Genomic DNA, 15,976 nt, shown 5'->3' on the forward strand with positions numbered 1-15,976 from the left:
CCACTAAGCACCTTCGGGTGCTTTTTTATTGGTTAAGTTAAACTCTGATTTCTGCAAGTGACAAGAGAATTTAAGCATGACAACACTACGCCCTATTCGCCGCGCACTATTAAGCGTGTCTGACAAAACCGGTATCGTTGAATTTGCCCGCGCCCTGGCAGAACAACACGTTGATATTCTGTCAACCGGCGGCACCGCTAAATTGCTGGCCGAACACGGTATTCAGGTGACTGAAGTTTCCGACTATACCGGTCATCCGGAAATTATGGACGGCCGGGTGAAAACCCTGCACCCGAAAATTCACGGTGGTATTCTGGCAAGGCGTGGTGTTGATGAAAACGTGATGGCCGACAACAGCATTGGCCCGATTGATCTGGTGGTCGTTAATCTGTATCCGTTTGCCAGTACCGTTGCCAAACCAGGTTGCACCCTGGAAGATGCGATTGAAAATATAGATATCGGCGGCCCGACCATGGTGCGTGCTGCCGCGAAAAACCATAAAGATGTGACTATTGTGGTTAATGCCAGAGACTACAGCACGGTGCTCGCTGAGATGAACGAGAATAATGGCGCAACCAGCCATGCCACCCGCTTTAGCCTGGCGATCAGTGCTTTTGAACATACCGCGCAGTACGATGGCATGATAGCCAATTATTTTGGCGCCATGCTGCCGGCCTATGACAACCCTGCCGAGCCAGTCAGCAAGTTCCCACGCACCTTCAACAGTCAGTTTGTTAAAAAACAAGATTTACGCTACGGCGAAAACAGCCACCAGAGTGCCGCGTTTTATGTGCAGGATGGTGCCGCGGAAGCGTCTGTTGCAACGGCTAAACAGTTACAGGGCAAGGCGCTGTCTTACAATAATATCGCCGATACCGATGCTGCACTCGAATGCGTCAAAGAATTCAGTGAACCAGCCTGCGTTATCGTCAAACACGCTAACCCGTGCGGCGTGGCCATTGGTGACTCTATTCTGGCTGCGTATAACCGCGCCTATCAGACTGACCCCACCTCGGCGTTTGGTGGCATTATTGCCTTTAACCGCGAGCTGGATGAAACCACGGCCAAAGAAATTGTCAGCCGCCAGTTTGTTGAAGTGATTATCGCGCCCGCTGCTTCAGACGCCGCCGTTGCGGTAGTAGGCAGCAAGCCTAATGTGCGGTTACTGGTATGTGGCGAGTTCAGCCAGGCCGCTAACGCGCTGGATATGAAACAGGTTAATGGCGGCATGCTGCTACAGGACCGCGACCAGGCCCAAATAACAGCTGATGATTTAAAAGTTGTGACTAAGCGCCAGCCCACCGAGCAGGAACTGAAAGACTTACTGTTCTGCTGGAAAGTCGCTAAGTTTGTTAAATCAAACGCCATTGTTTATGTCAAAGACAGCATGACCATCGGCGTTGGCGCCGGCCAGATGAGCCGGGTCTACAGCGCGAAAATCGCCGGCATCAAGGCTGCTGATGAAAACCTGGAAGTTAAAGGGTCAGTAATGGCTTCAGACGCGTTCTTCCCGTTCCGGGATGGTATCGACGCTGCTGCCGCTGCAGGTATTACCGCGGTCATCCAGCCAGGTGGTTCGATGCGCGATGCTGAAGTAATTGCCGCCGCCGATGAGCATGGCATGGCCATGGTGTTTACCGGTGTAAGACATTTCCGTCATTAAGCACCTGCTTTAGTTGATAAAAGGCCGCTATGCGGCCTTTTTTTTCTTTAATAAAGCTGTAAAGTCTAGTGTTACAACCAGATACAAAATTTTAGAGTGGCAAAAATGTCTAATATGGGTGACGTGGTAATTCAATCATTTGAAAATCCTGAAGATTTTTTTTCTTTTATTTCTCAGCGTTTAATTACAAGAGATCATAAACTAGGTTTTAGGGGACATGCATGTTCCTCTTGGGAACTTGAAACCACTCTTACAAGATTTTCAAAACAAATACTTTCGAAGTTTCCTGATAAAAAACACAGTTTAGAAACCATAACATCTGTAACCAAAAATCGATTAGAACGACAATTCATAAATAATCTCATAGTCAACAATGACCTTCCCAGAGATAAAGCTGAATCTATAGATATCTGGCAATTTGGCCAACATTTTGGGCTTCCATCACCTTTACTTGATTGGTCACACTCACCCTATATCGCGTTATTTTTTGCTCTGTCAGATAGTATAAAAGCGAGTGGCAATTCAGAAAAATGTATTTGGGTTATAAATATCGATCTTATAAACGAAATAAACGATTTAATTAGTAGAGAGATATGGCCTGAATTCATCGAGAAGATACAACCAGTAGAAACTCTTCACGAGCAGTTCCCTCTTTTAAAAATCAAAGGAGATATGGAACTTCACAACCGAAGATTAGCATTCCAGCAAGGCTTCTTTACTGAGCATGGTTTCTATATGAGCCTAGAAATATGGCTTAAACGAATAGTCTCAGTTTTTGCAAGACCGAATACAGACAAGCCCGTATTGCAGAAATTGACATTCAAATGTAACGAAAAAGATCGCATAAATATCTTGGATCGCTTAGACAAAATGAATATCAACAATCGAACCTTATTTCCAGATATTGAGGGCTCGGTCAAAGACGCAATCGACACGACATTCAGATCATTTCAGGAAAATAGCATTAAGACTTTTAGTTACTGGGCAAACAATTAAACACTAGAAATCACAAATCCTTAAAATAAAAGGTTGGTGTGCACACCGACTAACTTTTGCTGGCTTTAACCCAACCAATACTCAACAAATAACGGCTGCCCTGCTCTACTTTGCTTACTGCATGCTCGCATAAGTCTGGCCGAAAAAATTTAATGCGGGAATTCTGATAAATCGGCGCGGCGCAGATAAAATCGCCGCCCTTTTTGGCTTGTTTTAATACGATATTCAGCCGGTAGTGCCGGCCACTGCGTATGGTGTCTTTATGTGGCGGTACTTCACAGCCTTGCGGAAAGCGCAGCAGATAGCAGTCAAATTTTAGCGGCCAGTATGCGCCTGCCAGCAGCATTTTATTGTAGCCACTCTGCTGGCGGCCTTTTTGCCAGCGAAACAGTTGTTTTAGCATACTCATAACGCAAGCCTGCTGACTAACTTCAGGCTGCGCTGTTTAATACTAATTTTTCAACTACAGGCTGTTCGCCATGTTCGGCCTGCCATGCATCATAATTTGCCTGCAGGTTTATCCATAAAGCCACATTGCTGTCGGTTGCCAGGGCAATACGCTGTGCCAAATCTGCGGAGCAAGGTATATGACCATGACAAAAATTACTCATAGTAGTACGGGAAACACCTAACGCTTTGGCAGCTTTAGTCACCGAGATACCATGTTCTTCCAGGATCTGGCTTCGAAAAACCAGCCCGGGATGATTAGGACAACGTGTCATTTTTTCCATAACAACCTCCAGATTACTTTCTACACCAGCCATACTATTTTTGTGCCCTTATTTGCTTACCGTGATAATCCCGGTAATCCAACAGCACAGCACCATCTTCTTCAAGTTCGAAGGTCACCCGCCAGTTACCATTCACTTCAATTGAATATACACCTGCCCCGGAACCCACTTTTTCAGTAAATTTGGTTTGAAACAATGCACGTAAATCTTTAGGCTGATGAGAGGCGGCAATCGAATCAAGAATTATGGTGAGTTTGGCCGCATGTTTCGGCTGCACCCCACTGTGGTCGCCGTGCAAAAATAGCTTCTTTAGTCCTTTATGTTTAAAGTTCTTAATTGCCATGTTGATCCCTCATCAATGCCCAAAGTGTAAAGCATTGCTTTACACTTATCAAATATTGCGAGGTAAACAGGATAGTTTTAAAGGCAATGCAGAAAATCACCCGACATTATCTGCTGCAGGCCATCAGTTGGGTGGTTATAGCTATACACCCAGGCGCTAATCTTTAGGCTGTTTTCAACAGTGATTTGTTGTTTAAGCCGCAGGTATTCGGTGGGGCTGGCAAAGCCGGGGCCGCACTCTTCATACTGGTCCAGTTCTGCCAGTAATAGCGCGGGTTGCTTAAGCTGATACACCTCACCTGATACCTGCCACTTCGGGTTGTTACTTACAACGGCACCAGGGTAATAATCGACCAGATACAACGTTGCCTGCAACCGGCCCTGCCCGAGCAGACTGGCATGCTGCTGTAGTAATTGATAACAATGCTGGCCGGCGGCGCGGCGCTCGGCATGTTTACGAAGGGTACCGTATACAAATAAGTAGTCTGACATTGGCACAACCCGCGAAAGCAGAAATCCTCAATTCTACATAAATTTAGCCGGAACTGACCATTCCAGCTGAAAGCGGTTGCTGATTTCGCAGTATGCCAGTGCCGTTAATGACGCTTTTCTGATTTTAAGTGCCGGCTGATAACAGCCCAGCAGTAGACTAATCAGAGCTGAAATATCCGGCTCATGGCCGACCAGCAAGGTGTGCTGCGGCAATTCGGGCAGCTGCTGATACAGCTGGCATAAGGCGCTTTGACTGTCGGTAGCCAGCGCCAGCCAGTCAAGCTCACGGGCCGGTGTCAGTTCTGCCTCTTTGCAGACTATCGCTGTGGTTTGAATAGCTCTTGGATAAGGGCTGGTCAGTACCAGCTCAGGTTCAATAGTGTGGCGCTGCATAAAATGGGCAACCCGTCGGGCCTGCAAGCGACCTTTTTCCACCAGGCAGCGGTCAATATCCAGCTGATTGGGCCGGATAACCTCTGCGGTAGCATGGCGAAGAAAATATAAGTATTTATTCATAGCGGCCGCAGTTATAGCACGGTGTTAAGGCAAATTTATGACACCAAAAATATCTGCTAGCTATTTAAGCCAATTTAGTCCCGTTGGGCACCGGGCTGTCGACCCCTACCAGCACAATGGCACCGTCTTCGCGGGCAAAGCCGGTTACCAGACACTCTGACTGGATTGGCCCTATTTGTTTGGCCGGAAAATTAACCACCGCCATTATCTGGCGCCCCAGTAATTGTTCTTTACTGTACAGGGTAGTGATCTGAGCACTGGATTTTTTAATGCCTATGTCGCTGCCAAAATCGACCTGCAGTTTATAAGCAGGTTTGCGGGCCTCGGGGAAATCGTCCACCGCAATAATGGTGCCTACCCGAAGTTCTACTTTGGCAAAATCCTGCCAGCTGATAGTTTCCATACCGACTCCTGCGCTAAACTGTTAAGCTGCTATGCTAATATCCTGAACATAAAGCATAACTTAATCCGGAGAACCCTATGGCGCAATGGTTAAATGCAACGGTTTCTGAAACAATTTACTGGACCAGCAGCTTATTCAGTATAAAAGCTAAAACCGGACCACTGCCTTTTATTGCCGGTCAGTTTGTCAGACTGGCTGTTGAAGGCCCACAGGGGCGAGTTCAACGCGCCTACTCCCTGGTAAACCCACCCGACAGCGACTATCAGGAATTTTTAATCAGCACGGTGGCAGAGGGCTTATTATCACCGTTACTGCAGCAACTTACCCCAGGCGATACCATTGGCATCAGTCAGCCGGCCAGCGGCTTTTTTATTCTGGATGAAGTGCCTGATGGTGATAATTTATGGCTGATTGCAACCGGCACCGGCATTGGTCCCTATTTATCGATGCTGGCGACCAGCGAACCTTACCGGCGGTTTGAACAGATTATTCTGGTGCATAGCGTACGCAATGCTGCCGATCTGGCGTATAAAGATTTGATTGAAGGTTTTGTGGCGCAGCATCCGGGACACCTGCATTACCAACCGGTTGTTACCCGCGAGCAGCATCCGGGTGCATTACATGACCGGATCCCGAATTTAATCAGCTCGCATCAGTTGCAGCAACAATGCGGCCAGCTACTCAACTCCAACTCACAGGTCATGCTGTGTGGTAACCCGCAGATGATCACAGACACCAAAAACTTACTGATCAGTTTAGGCTTGAAAAAGAATTTACGCCGCAGCCCCGGCAATATCACTGTTGAGCAATATTGGTAACGCTTGCCGCAGCTGACCACATTTGCAGCAGGATCAAAAGATACCGGCTAACGAGCGCAGCAGCCCCTGATGCAGCGGCTGTTCGGCGTCCTGCCAGCTCAGGTTGGCTTTATTAGCAAAGCTAACCACTTTTACCTGATACTTGCGCCGGTCGGTTGCCAGCTCCCATAACAATTCAGTATTACCACTGTCACCCTGTTGCAGTTGCTGCCTGCTGCTTTCCTGCACCCGGCCAATACTGTCAGGGGCAATCTTTTCGGCCAGCTGGATATCGGTCAGCATAGTGTAATATTTATCCTTTACCAGCTGATTACCGACATATTCAGCACCCGCCCAGGCGGCCAGCACCACCAATGCCCTGGCGATATCCTTACCATCAATATCAGTACCATAACTGGCATCAGCATATATTGCGACATTGCGGGCCCGGCGCTGCACCGCAACGGCCTGCAAATGGGGATCTTCGTACGGTATGCCCGGATACAACAGCTGATGAATTTGCTCCGGGCTCATATTATATTCGCCACTGGCCAGTACCACCTCTGGCCGCTCTTTTAACACGGTGCGGACATTCACCTGCAGCCAGTACTGTGCCTGCTGCGGGGAATCAACCAACTGGTAGCCACGGCTTAGTAGTAAATCGCGCACGTCGTCCGCCAGCGGCAACTGGTATTCGGCTGCAGTCTGGCGGATATCCAGAAAAATGGTTCTAAGCTCAGGCTCTACCGGGTCCAGATAGATGGTTTCGCTCATCCGGGTTTGCACATCCAGCTTACCTTTCGCGACCGAAGTATGCAGTGCCATACAGCCTGTTAGCGGCAATAGCAGCAGCAAGCACATTAGCCAGCGCATTTAGAACAAACCGGCCAGCGAGCGGGCAACACCATCAGTAAGTTGTGGTGCCGCTTCGGGCCACTTCAGGTTTGCCTGATTGGCATAGCTCATTACCCGGCTCTGGTATTTGCGCATATCGGTCTGCCGCTGATAGCTTGAGCTCGTACTGCCACTGTCACCCTGCAATAGCTGGTGCTCAGAGCGTTCGCTGACCGTGCCGGCAAAGCGTTCCATAATCTGAATGTCGGTAATCGCGGTGTAGTAAACATCTTCCACCAGGGCATCGACAATAGTACCGGCAGCAGCACCCGCTACCGCCGCACCTAAACCGGCAGCGCCAGAGCCGCCTGTTGCGCGGTGAATGGCATAACCGGTAACCGCGCCGCCAGCTATACCAGGGCCCGCGGCAAACGCCCGGTTCGCATCGCGGCCATTAGTACGTCCGACCTGCAATACATTTGCCTGTAACCAGTAATGTGCCTGGCCCGGGCTATCTATTACCTGATAGCCTCTGGCGCGCAGGTTAGCGACCACCTGCGGTTTAATATCAAATTCGGGTTTATCAGAGGTATTGCGCACGTCGACAAAAATGGTGCGCTGAGAAGGCTCTACCGGGTCCAGAAAAATGCTGGAGGACATCTTGGTCTGCACATCCAGATTACGTTTAGCCACTGAAGTGTGTAAAGCCCCGCAGCCTGTCAGGCTTATCAGCAGCACGCCTGTCAGGGTCAGTTTCAGAAAACTCATAGCAACCTCACTAAATTAGTACTTTATTTATAGCGCTATTGTGCGCAATCAAGCTGAATATTATCTGAATCGTTAGCAAAGCGTTAATATTCGCTGGTTAAACTATGTAACCAGGTGTTGCTGGCGATGACGACGCTCTTTTAATGCCAATTATCTTTACTTTTAGCCTGCAGCCGCTACAATACGCGCCGCTCTTTTGTTTGTTCTTTATACAGCTCTTTATAACGCTCTTTTTAAAATAAGGTAATCGCTATGCATCCGATGTTGAACATCGCCATCCGTGCTGCCCGTAGTGCAGGTAATATCATTGCCCGTGCTTGTGGCCAGTTAGATATGGTTCAAAAGCTGCAAAAAGGCAGCAACGACTTTGTCACTAATGTCGATAAAGAAGCTGAACAGGCTATCGTGGCAATTTTGAAAAAATCTTTTCCGACGCACGGTATTGTTGGTGAAGAGCATGGCGATTACGGTAACAGCGACAGCGAGTTTCAGTGGATTATTGATCCACTCGACGGCACCACCAACTTTATTAAAGGCATTCCGCACTTCGCGGTTTCCATCGCCTTAAAACATCAGGGCAAACTGGACCAGGCAGTGATCTTTGATCCACTGCGTGGTGAGTTATTTACCGCCTCACGTGGCCGCGGTGCCCAGCTTAACGGTACCCGTATCCGGGTAACGGCGCTGCCTGATATGACAGGTGCTATTTTAGCAACAGGCTTTCCGTTTAAAGCAAAACATCATTTAGACAGCTACAGCAAAATCTTTAACAGCTTTTTTGCTGATTGCGCTGATATGCGCCGGACCGGCTCTGCTGCCCTGGATTTAGCCTATGTCGCCGCCGGTCGGTTCGATGGTTTCTTTGAAATTGGTTTAAAGCCCTGGGATATTGCCGCCGGTGAACTGATTGTGCGTGAAGCCGGTGGTATGGTGTGTGACTTTACCGGCGGTTCTAACCAGATGAAAAGCGGTAATATCGTAGCTGCCAGCCCGAAAGTGTTGCAAGCGATGGTGAAAGGTATGCGGCCACACCTGTCAGAAACCCTGGCTAAATAAACCGCTTACCCGTTCCGGCTTAGCGCTCAGGCCTAAGCCGGCACTTCCACTGCCAGTCCCTGCTCTGTCCATTCTCTGTAGCCACCGGCCAGACTCAATACCTGCTGATAGCCCATTTGCTGCAAGGTAAGTGCTGCCAGCGCTGAACGATAGCCACCGCCGCAGTACAACACGATTTTTTGTTTCTTATCCGCTACCGTTTGTTCAATATCCCGTTCAATAATGCCTTTGCCCAGATGCATTGCTTCGGGCAGGTGGCCTTTGGCCCACTCGTGATCTTCCCGCACATCCAGCAACACATAAGGTTGGTTATGTTGCAGCAATTCATCGATAGTGATCTCATTAATTTCAGCTTTGGCCTGGTTAACCAGGGCAATAAAGCCGGGGGCATGTTGGGCCGCCATAGTTATCCTCCAATTATTCTCAACAGTACTCTTAACAATACTCTCAACATTATTTAAAAAAAATGCCAGTCACAGACTGGCATTTGTAGCACATAAAGCGCTGTTTTACAGCAAAGGCTCGGTGCCTTCGCCTTCTTTTTCCGGCGGCGGTGGTGGCAACATATCCTCACGGCTGATACCCAGCTGCACTGCCAGCGAACTGGCCACGAATATAGAGGAGTAAGTACCAATGCCAATACCAAACAACAAGGCAAAGGCAAAATTGTGGATTAACGCCCCGCCCATCGTAAACAATACAACCAACACAATAATGGTGGTTAATGAGGTGACGACAGTCCGGTTCAGCGTCGAGGTAACCGCCTCATTGATGGTTTCATGTACTGTGGCGTCACGCAGTTTGCGAAAGCTTTCCCTAATCCGGTCAAACACCACGATGGTATCGTTAATCGAATAACCGATTAGCGCCAGGATGGCCGCCAGCACCGTTAAATCAAACTCCAGTTGCAGCAATGAAAACAAGCCAAGAGTAATAATCACATCGTGGCCCAGCGACAATACTGCACCTACAGACAGGCGCCATTCGAACCGCATGGTGACATACAGCAGAATACCAATCAGTGCCGCCAGCATGGCTAAACCGCCCTGCTCTTTTAACTCATCTCCGACACTGGGTCCGACAAATTCCACCCGGCGCATCTCAATGGGCTCGCTGGAGGTTGCACTCAGTGCCCGCAGCACCTCATTGGAAATGGTTGACTGGTCCACCCCTTCGCGCGGTGAAATCCGGATGGCGACATCTTCGCTGGAACCAAAGTACTGCACCACGGCATCAGCATAGCCGTTATCGGCCAGCACTTTACGCACCTGGGATAAATCGGCGCCACCGTTGTAACCTACTTCAATAACGGTACCACCGGTAAAATCCAGACCCCAGTTCATGCCTTTCACGGTAATGGTCGCCAGTGAGGCAATGACCAACAGACCTGATAATATCAGCGCCGGCATTTTAAACCGCATAAAATTAAGCGGTTCTTTAAAGCTAAATATTCTCACACCGCCTCCCTACATAGGTAGTGACTGCACACGGCGGCCACCCCAGATTAAATTAACCAGCAAGCGGGTTCCGACCACAGATGTAAATATTGATGTCAGAATACCGATAGCCAGAGTAATGGCAAACCCTTTAACCGGTCCGGTACCAATACCAAACAGGATCAGCGCCACCAGTAAGGTAGTGATATTCGAGTCGGCAATGGTACCAAATGCGCGGTCGTAACCATGATGAATGGCCTGCTGGACACTGCGTCCTTCTGCCAGCTCTTCCCGGATCCGCTCAAATATCAGCACGTTAGCATCAACCGCCATCCCCACTGTTAACACGATACCGGCCATACCCGGCAGGGTCAGCGTAGCGCCCGGGATCATCGACATAAAGCCGGTGATCAGAATAAGGTTGGCAATCAGGGCAACATTGGCAATTAAACCAAAGGCTTTGTAATACAGCACCATAAAGATCAGTACTACCACCATGCCCCACATAATGGCGGTCATACCCAACTCAATGTTTTCCTTACCCAGGCTCGGGCCTATGGTCCGTTCTTCAATGATCTGAGTCGGGGCAATTAATGCACCTGCGCGCAACAGCAATGCCAGATTCTGGGCTTCGGCCGGATTATCAATACCGGTTATCCGGAAACTACGGCCAAGCCTTGCCTGAATAGTGGCCGCATTAATAACTTCTTCATGCTTAACCAATACCGGCGTGCCATCTTCATTACGTTCTTCACCTGGCTTGTATTCAATAAATACCGTTGCCATTTGCCGGCCGATAGTACTGCGGGTTGCATTCGACAGTAAGTTACCGCCCTGTGCATCCAGCGTAATACTGACTTGTGGCCGTGACATTTCATCATAGCCAGAGCTCGCGCCGGTTATATGATCACCAGTTAGCATGGTGCGGTTTTCCAGCAAATAAGGCATACCGTTACGATCCCGATATAAACTTGCCCCGGCCGGCAGACGGCCGTCTAACGCCGCACCTATATCAGAGTCATTATCTACCAACCGGAACTCCAGCGTGGCGGTTGCCCCCAGAATTTCCTTGGCTTGCGCCGGGTCCTGTACGCCCGGTAATTGCACAATAATCCGATCGGCACCCTGGCGCTGAACCAGCGGCTCAGCTACGCCAATTTCATTTACCCGGTTACGGATAATGGTAATATTCTGCTCCAGCGCATATTCCCGGATTTCTCTGACCCGGTTTTCGCTTAAGCTGACAACCAGGCTATGCTCGCTGTCACCGTCACTGAATAGCAGCTCCTGGTCGTTTTTAGCTAATGCAGACCGCGCTGCTGCCACATCTTCAGCACTACGCAGTAAAATCTGCACCTGAGCGCGCTCTAAATCGGCCTGCACTGCCCGGTAGCGTACCCGCTCTTCGCGTAAGTCGGCCCGGAACGCCTGCACCAAATCGTTAAGGTTTTTATCAATAGCCGCTTTCATATCAACGGCCATCAGAAAGTGCACGCCACCACGTAAGTCCAGGCCCAGTTTCATCGGACTGGCACCAATAGCGCGCAGCCAACCCGGTGTGGTTGGCACCATATTCAGCGCAGTAATGTAGGTACCGCCCAACTGGCGCTCTGCCACTTCCCGCGCCCGCAGCTGATCTTCAGCACTGCTGAACCGGGCCAGGATCTGACCTTCGGTCAGGGTCACGGCTTTAGCCGTGATATTGGCAGCAACAAACGCCTGCTCAAGTTCGGCGCGGGTGGTCTCGCTGACCACGCCGCCCCGACTGGCATTAATGTTTAATGCCGGATCTTCTGGGTACACATTAGGCAGTGCATACAGGAATGCTGCCAGCAGCATGCCAAACACCACCAAATACCGCCAGAGAGGATTTTTGTTCAACACAAGATGATCCTTTTTATTCGCTTAGCCGCTTACAGCGACTTTAAGGTGCCTTTCGGTAATACAGCACTGATCGCTGATTTCTGCACTGTTACTTCAGTGCTGTCATTTAACGCTACGGTAACAAAGTCTTTGTCATCGGCAATTTTGCTGATCCGGCCAACAATACCACCCTGAGTTAATACTTCATCGCCTTTACCCAGTGCCGCCATCAGGTTGCGGTGCTCTTTTACCCGCTTGGCTTGTGGCCGGTAAATTAAGAAATAGAAAATCAGGCCAAAGGCCAGCAACATAATAATTAAATCCCAGCCGCCACCCTGTGGTGCTGCTGCGGCGCTGTCGGCATAGGCATTGCTGATAAATAGACTCATGGTTATCCCCTTAAAATTAATAAAATAGTTAAGTTTTAATTTATTACATTGTTATTGCTGGTCGTTATTAATTCGTGCTAACTGCTGTTGCAGTATTATCCGGGCAATTGGCAATCTGCTCCAGCTGCGGTACCGCCATATCGCGTTTAGCATAAAACTCACTGACAAACTGCTCCAAGGTACCAGCGGCTATGGCGTCGCGCAATCCCTGCATCAGTTTTTGGTAATGATGCAAATTATGAATAGTGTTAAGCCGCGCACCCAGTATTTCATTGCAGCGATCCAGATGATGTAGATATGACCGGGAATAATTTTTACAAGTGTAGCAATCGCATTCCGGATCCAGAGGCGAGATATCCTCTTTATGTTTGGCATTGCGAATTTTCACCACCCCGGTACTGATAAACAGGTGGCCATTGCGGGCATTGCGGGTTGGCATAACACAGTCGAACATATCGATACCCCGGCGTACGGCCTCAACAATATCTTCCGGTTTGCCAACACCCATTAAATAACGAGGCTTGTGGCTCGGCATCTGGCCGGTGGTATGGTTCAGAATATTAATCATATCCTCTTTCGGCTCACCGACCGATAAACCGCCAATGGCGTAGCCATCAAAGCCAATTTCTTCCAGGCCCTGCAGGGAAACATCACGTAAATTCGGGTACATGCCGCCCTGAATAATGCCGAATAACGCTGCCGGGTTGTCAGCGTGGGCATCTTTAGAGCGCTTTGCCCAGCGCAGCGACATCTCCATCGACTTTTTCGCCTGCTGCTCGGTCGCCGGATAAGGCGTACATTCATCGAAAATCATCACGATATCTGAGCCTAAATCACGTTGCACTTCCATCGAGCGCTCAGGAGTCAGCATAATTCGCTCGCCATTAAGCGGCGAGCGGAACTTAACACCCTCTTCGGTGATCTTGCGAAGCTCACCCAGGCTAAATACCTGAAAGCCACCAGAGTCGGTCAGAATAGGCTTATGCCAGTGCATAAAGTCATGCAAGTCGCCGTGTTTTTTTATGATCTCAGTGCCCGGGCGCAGCATTAAGTGAAAGGTATTACCTAAGCAAATCTGGGCACCGGTGGCGTCCAGCTCTTCCGGCGTCATACCTTTAACGGTGCCGTAAGTGCCTACCGGCATAAAGGCCGGGGTTTCGACTATGCCACGGTCAAAAATCAGCCGGCCACGACGGGCCCGGCCGTCGGTGGTATCTAATTCAAATTTCATTACTATCCTCATATGCCAGAAAAACAGTCTGGCTTTTTTGCGCCGCGATTATAACAGCTAAATCCAGATTAACTAAGCAGGAACCTGCAAGAAGGTAGTAAGGTGTTCCTGTGTAGCAGCGGCATGGATGCCGCGGAGGCTGAGACAGCACAGGGATGTGCTGTCGAAGGCGGCGAAACAGGAATTTCCTTACTACCTGATCTTACTTAGAAGTTAGCCAATAAACATCGCATCGCCATAAGAGTAAAACCGGTATTGCTCGTTAATCGCTGTATCGTAGGCATTCATGACATGTTCCCGGCTGCTGAATGCAGATACCAGCATAATCAGCGTTGATTCCGGCAAATGAAAGTTAGTGATCAACGCATCAACGACTTTAAACTGGTAACCCGGATAGATAAAAATCTGGGTATCGCCGTTATAGCTAATCAGCTGACCACCGCCCTGCTGAGCAGCCGATTCCAGTGAACGCACCGAGGTCGTGCCTACCGCTACTACTTTGTTGCCACGGGCTTTACAGCGGGCAATAGCATCAACCACCTGCTGTGGCACCTCGATATACTCGGCGTGCATCTTATGTTCCAGCACATTATCAACCCGTACCGGCTGAAACGTGCCCGCGCCAACATGCAAGGTTACATAAGCAAACTCCACGCCTTTAGCTTGCAGCTTATCCAGTAACGGCTGGTCAAAATGCAGGCCGGCAGTCGGTGCGGCAACGGCACCAGGCTTTTCGTTATAAACCGTTTGATAACGCGCTTTATCTTCTTCGGTGTCAGGTCGGTCGATATAGGGCGGCAGTGGCATATGGCCTAACCGCTCCAGCATCACTAAAACCGGCTCGTCGCTAAGCACTTCCAGTTCAAACAGCTCGTCATGGCGCTGATTCATCCGCACTTCAGCAGCGTTTTCCAGCAGCAACACCGTGCCGGGTTTAGGCGCCTTGCTGGCCCGGACATGCGCTAAAAAACGCTTGTCATCCAGCATTCGCTCAACCAATACCTCAACTTTGCCGCCTGAGGCTTTCTGACCAAACAGCCGGGCCGGTATCACTTTGGTGTTGTTAAACACCAGTAAGTCGCCGGGCTGCAAAAAGTCAGTCAGCTCTTTAAAAATATGGTGGCTTAATGCTCCGCTTTGCTTGTCCATCGCCAACAGGCGGCTGCTCGAGCGTTCGGCTTTGGGAAAACGGGCAATAAGTTGCTCAGGCAACTCGAATGAGAAGTCTTTAACTTGCATACAAAAATTTCCTTGGCTTTACCGACCAGAGGCACGGCTGTAAAAAAACAGCCGCTATTCTAGCAGAAGCCCGCTTAGATTTACTGGCATTTTTGCGCCAGTACTTCGCTGATCAGGCTGGTCATTAACCGGTAGCTGCGAGCTTTACTTGATGTCGGCCGCCAGGCTACGCCTATATCGCGGTATGCGTTGCCGCTGGTTGGCAACTGGGTAATCAGTTCGGTACTCTCCAGCAAGCCGCTGTTAATCGCCATTTGCGGTATAAAGGTCACACCCAGTTTATTATTGACCATCTGGGTTAAGGTATGCAGGCTGGTAGCAAAAAACGGGTTTACCTTGCGACTGTCTTCCAGCTCACAAGCTTTGACCGCATGACCGGTCAGGCAGTGCTCCCGCTCCAGCAAAAAAATACTTTCGTCCGGCCATTGGCTGATATCCTGATTAAAACCCCGGCCCAGCCAGTCTTTATGCAGCACCAGTTTAAAACCATCCTGCGCCAGGACTTCGGTATGAAAAGCGCCGGTTTCGTAAGGCAATGCCAATAACACCATATCCAGCCGGCCCTCGGCCAGGGCATGCAGGGAGTTGTCGGTAGTGTCCTCCCGCAGCAACAGTTGTAAATCAGGGTAGCGCTCGCGGCATAAACTCATTACCTCGCTAAGCACAAACGGCGCTATAGTCGGGATACAACCTAACCTGAAGGGGCCCGCCATCGGTTTGCCCTGCGATTTGGCAAACTCAGTTAGCTCCTCACATTGCTCAATAATATGCCGCGCCTGGCGCACCACATCTTCACCGAGCGAGGTAAAAATAAAGGTTTTATGATCCCGCTCCAGCAACTGGGTTTGCATGGTCTCTTCCAGATTAGCAATAGCAGCACTTAAGGTTGACTGGCCAACAAAGCAAGCTTCAGCAGCACGCCCAAAATGCTGGTGTTCATGCAACGCCAGTAAATATTGCAGTTGTTTAACGCTTGGCAGTCTTTTCATTGTAAATTTCGCTCAAAAATCAAATTTTGTACAATTATACAAATCAATATAGCGGATAGCATGCCCGGGGTCGAGCGCCGCTCAAAAATTAACATCTGTAGTAATTTTTTATTAATAAGACTGCTGATTTGCTTTTGCAAATTATAAAAAGCGAATTTTCAAACACTTACATTTACTATTTGTTTATTTTGTAAATTACAATTTGAAACAGTAATCCTTTTGTTATAGCTT

19 protein-coding genes are annotated in these 15,976 nt (G+C 49.2%); 4 read left to right on the forward strand and 15 right to left on the reverse strand.

All coding sequences use genetic code 11. The features are described 5' to 3' along the window. The first annotated feature begins 76 nt into the window (after positions 1 to 76). The gene (purH, locus tag R3187_RS03740; RefSeq protein WP_318965363.1) at positions 77 to 1,663 is read left to right on the forward strand and encodes a bifunctional phosphoribosylaminoimidazolecarboxamide formyltransferase/IMP cyclohydrolase; all 1,587 of its coding nucleotides are present in this window, start codon (positions 77 to 79) and stop codon (positions 1,661 to 1,663) included. 105 nt (positions 1,664 to 1,768) lie between these two features. Continuing rightward, positions 1,769 to 2,659 (forward strand): FRG domain-containing protein, encoded by an 891-nt coding sequence (locus R3187_RS03745; RefSeq protein ID WP_318965364.1) that lies wholly within the window; start codon positions 1,769 to 1,771, stop codon positions 2,657 to 2,659. 49 nt (positions 2,660 to 2,708) lie between these two features. Here R3187_RS03745 and R3187_RS03750 read toward each other — a convergent pair whose 3' ends face one another. The 6 genes from R3187_RS03750 to R3187_RS03775 form a co-directional block, all read right to left on the reverse strand. Next, a complete protein-coding gene (locus tag R3187_RS03750) occupies positions 2,709 to 3,068 on the reverse strand; it encodes a hypothetical protein (protein WP_318965365.1) in 360 nt (119 codons plus the stop codon). Between the two features lie 22 nt (positions 3,069 to 3,090). Further along, positions 3,091 to 3,390: a HigA family addiction module antitoxin gene (locus tag R3187_RS03755; RefSeq protein ID WP_097111429.1), complete on the reverse strand. Its 300-nt coding sequence runs from the start codon at positions 3,388 to 3,390 to the stop codon at positions 3,091 to 3,093. A 34-nt stretch (positions 3,391 to 3,424) separates the two neighbouring features. Further along, the gene (locus R3187_RS03760) at positions 3,425 to 3,733 is read right to left on the reverse strand and encodes a type II toxin-antitoxin system RelE/ParE family toxin (RefSeq protein WP_318965366.1); all 309 of its coding nucleotides are present in this window, start codon (positions 3,731 to 3,733) and stop codon (positions 3,425 to 3,427) included. Positions 3,734 to 3,810: 77 nt separating this feature from the next. Beyond that, the gene (locus R3187_RS03765; RefSeq protein ID WP_318965367.1) at positions 3,811 to 4,224 is read right to left on the reverse strand and encodes a gamma-glutamylcyclotransferase family protein; all 414 of its coding nucleotides are present in this window, start codon (positions 4,222 to 4,224) and stop codon (positions 3,811 to 3,813) included. Between the two features lie 33 nt (positions 4,225 to 4,257). After that, a complete protein-coding gene (locus tag R3187_RS03770) occupies positions 4,258 to 4,740 on the reverse strand; it encodes a SixA phosphatase family protein (RefSeq protein WP_318965368.1) in 483 nt (160 codons plus the stop codon). Positions 4,741 to 4,804: 64 nt separating this feature from the next. After that, positions 4,805 to 5,143: a tRNA-binding protein gene (locus R3187_RS03775; RefSeq protein ID WP_318965369.1), complete on the reverse strand. Its 339-nt coding sequence runs from the start codon at positions 5,141 to 5,143 to the stop codon at positions 4,805 to 4,807. 77 nt (positions 5,144 to 5,220) lie between these two features. On the opposite strand from R3187_RS03775, the gene R3187_RS03780 reads away from it, so the two are divergent. Beyond that, on the forward strand, positions 5,221 to 5,961 hold the full coding sequence (locus tag R3187_RS03780; RefSeq protein ID WP_318965370.1) for a ferredoxin--NADP reductase: 741 nt from the start codon (positions 5,221 to 5,223) through the stop codon (positions 5,959 to 5,961). 33 nt (positions 5,962 to 5,994) lie between these two features. Here the strand turns inward: R3187_RS03780 and R3187_RS03785 are convergent, their stop codons facing one another. Next, the gene (locus R3187_RS03785) at positions 5,995 to 6,813 is read right to left on the reverse strand and encodes a complement resistance protein TraT (protein WP_318965371.1); all 819 of its coding nucleotides are present in this window, start codon (positions 6,811 to 6,813) and stop codon (positions 5,995 to 5,997) included. After that, complete coding sequence (locus R3187_RS03790; RefSeq protein ID WP_318965372.1) at positions 6,814 to 7,542, reverse strand: complement resistance protein TraT; 729 nt, start codon at positions 7,540 to 7,542, stop codon at positions 6,814 to 6,816. 252 nt (positions 7,543 to 7,794) lie between these two features. On the opposite strand from R3187_RS03790, the gene suhB reads away from it, so the two are divergent. Continuing rightward, positions 7,795 to 8,598, forward strand: coding sequence for an inositol-1-monophosphatase (gene suhB, locus R3187_RS03795; protein WP_318965373.1), 804 nt, complete (start codon positions 7,795 to 7,797; stop codon positions 8,596 to 8,598). A 32-nt stretch (positions 8,599 to 8,630) separates the two neighbouring features. Here the strand turns inward: suhB and R3187_RS03800 are convergent, their stop codons facing one another. From R3187_RS03800 to R3187_RS03830, 7 genes are all read right to left on the reverse strand, one after another. Continuing rightward, positions 8,631 to 9,002, reverse strand: coding sequence for a rhodanese-like domain-containing protein (locus R3187_RS03800; protein WP_318965374.1), 372 nt, complete (start codon positions 9,000 to 9,002; stop codon positions 8,631 to 8,633). A 105-nt stretch (positions 9,003 to 9,107) separates the two neighbouring features. Next, positions 9,108 to 10,055: a protein translocase subunit SecF gene (gene secF, locus R3187_RS03805; protein WP_318965375.1), complete on the reverse strand. Its 948-nt coding sequence runs from the start codon at positions 10,053 to 10,055 to the stop codon at positions 9,108 to 9,110. A 9-nt stretch (positions 10,056 to 10,064) separates the two neighbouring features. Beyond that, positions 10,065 to 11,918, reverse strand: coding sequence for a protein translocase subunit SecD (gene secD, locus R3187_RS03810; RefSeq protein WP_318965376.1), 1,854 nt, complete (start codon positions 11,916 to 11,918; stop codon positions 10,065 to 10,067). 29 nt (positions 11,919 to 11,947) lie between these two features. Next, positions 11,948 to 12,286, reverse strand: coding sequence for a preprotein translocase subunit YajC (gene yajC, locus R3187_RS03815; RefSeq protein WP_217671084.1), 339 nt, complete (start codon positions 12,284 to 12,286; stop codon positions 11,948 to 11,950). A 67-nt stretch (positions 12,287 to 12,353) separates the two neighbouring features. Continuing rightward, the gene (tgt, locus tag R3187_RS03820) at positions 12,354 to 13,517 is read right to left on the reverse strand and encodes a tRNA guanosine(34) transglycosylase Tgt (protein WP_318965377.1); all 1,164 of its coding nucleotides are present in this window, start codon (positions 13,515 to 13,517) and stop codon (positions 12,354 to 12,356) included. Between the two features lie 213 nt (positions 13,518 to 13,730). Continuing rightward, positions 13,731 to 14,756: a tRNA preQ1(34) S-adenosylmethionine ribosyltransferase-isomerase QueA gene (gene queA, locus R3187_RS03825; protein WP_318965378.1), complete on the reverse strand. Its 1,026-nt coding sequence runs from the start codon at positions 14,754 to 14,756 to the stop codon at positions 13,731 to 13,733. Positions 14,757 to 14,836: 80 nt separating this feature from the next. After that, a complete protein-coding gene (locus R3187_RS03830) occupies positions 14,837 to 15,745 on the reverse strand; it encodes a hydrogen peroxide-inducible genes activator (protein WP_318965379.1) in 909 nt (302 codons plus the stop codon). Between the last annotated feature and the right edge of the window lie 231 nt (positions 15,746 to 15,976).

The organism is Arsukibacterium sp., assembly GCF_033721375.1.
In the GTDB taxonomy this organism is placed as follows: domain Bacteria; phylum Pseudomonadota; class Gammaproteobacteria; order Enterobacterales; family Alteromonadaceae; genus Alishewanella.

What these genes read in the sequence shown, in the direction of transcription:
- purH (WP_318965363.1), top strand. Translation starts at nt 77, where the DNA reads ATGACAACACTACGCCCTATTCGCCGCGCACTATTAAGCGTGTCTGAC.
- R3187_RS03745 (WP_318965364.1), top strand. Translation starts at nt 1,769, where the DNA reads ATGTCTAATATGGGTGACGTGGTAATTCAATCATTTGAAAATCCTGAA.
- R3187_RS03750 (WP_318965365.1), bottom strand. Translation starts at nt 3,068, where the DNA reads ATGAGTATGCTAAAACAACTGTTTCGCTGGCAAAAAGGCCGCCAGCAG.
- R3187_RS03755 (WP_097111429.1), bottom strand. Translation starts at nt 3,390, where the DNA reads ATGGAAAAAATGACACGTTGTCCTAATCATCCCGGGCTGGTTTTTCGA.
- R3187_RS03760 (WP_318965366.1), bottom strand. Translation starts at nt 3,733, where the DNA reads ATGGCAATTAAGAACTTTAAACATAAAGGACTAAAGAAGCTATTTTTG.
- R3187_RS03765 (WP_318965367.1), bottom strand. Translation starts at nt 4,224, where the DNA reads ATGTCAGACTACTTATTTGTATACGGTACCCTTCGTAAACATGCCGAG.
- R3187_RS03770 (WP_318965368.1), bottom strand. Translation starts at nt 4,740, where the DNA reads ATGAATAAATACTTATATTTTCTTCGCCATGCTACCGCAGAGGTTATC.
- R3187_RS03775 (WP_318965369.1), bottom strand. Translation starts at nt 5,143, where the DNA reads ATGGAAACTATCAGCTGGCAGGATTTTGCCAAAGTAGAACTTCGGGTA.
- R3187_RS03780 (WP_318965370.1), top strand. Translation starts at nt 5,221, where the DNA reads ATGGCGCAATGGTTAAATGCAACGGTTTCTGAAACAATTTACTGGACC.
- R3187_RS03785 (WP_318965371.1), bottom strand. Translation starts at nt 6,813, where the DNA reads ATGCGCTGGCTAATGTGCTTGCTGCTGCTATTGCCGCTAACAGGCTGT.
- R3187_RS03790 (WP_318965372.1), bottom strand. Translation starts at nt 7,542, where the DNA reads ATGAGTTTTCTGAAACTGACCCTGACAGGCGTGCTGCTGATAAGCCTG.
- suhB (WP_318965373.1), top strand. Translation starts at nt 7,795, where the DNA reads ATGCATCCGATGTTGAACATCGCCATCCGTGCTGCCCGTAGTGCAGGT.
- R3187_RS03800 (WP_318965374.1), bottom strand. Translation starts at nt 9,002, where the DNA reads ATGGCGGCCCAACATGCCCCCGGCTTTATTGCCCTGGTTAACCAGGCC.
- yajC (WP_217671084.1), bottom strand. Translation starts at nt 12,286, where the DNA reads ATGAGTCTATTTATCAGCAATGCCTATGCCGACAGCGCCGCAGCAGCA.
- tgt (WP_318965377.1), bottom strand. Translation starts at nt 13,517, where the DNA reads ATGAAATTTGAATTAGATACCACCGACGGCCGGGCCCGTCGTGGCCGG.
- queA (WP_318965378.1), bottom strand. Translation starts at nt 14,756, where the DNA reads ATGCAAGTTAAAGACTTCTCATTCGAGTTGCCTGAGCAACTTATTGCC.
- R3187_RS03830 (WP_318965379.1), bottom strand. Translation starts at nt 15,745, where the DNA reads ATGAAAAGACTGCCAAGCGTTAAACAACTGCAATATTTACTGGCGTTG.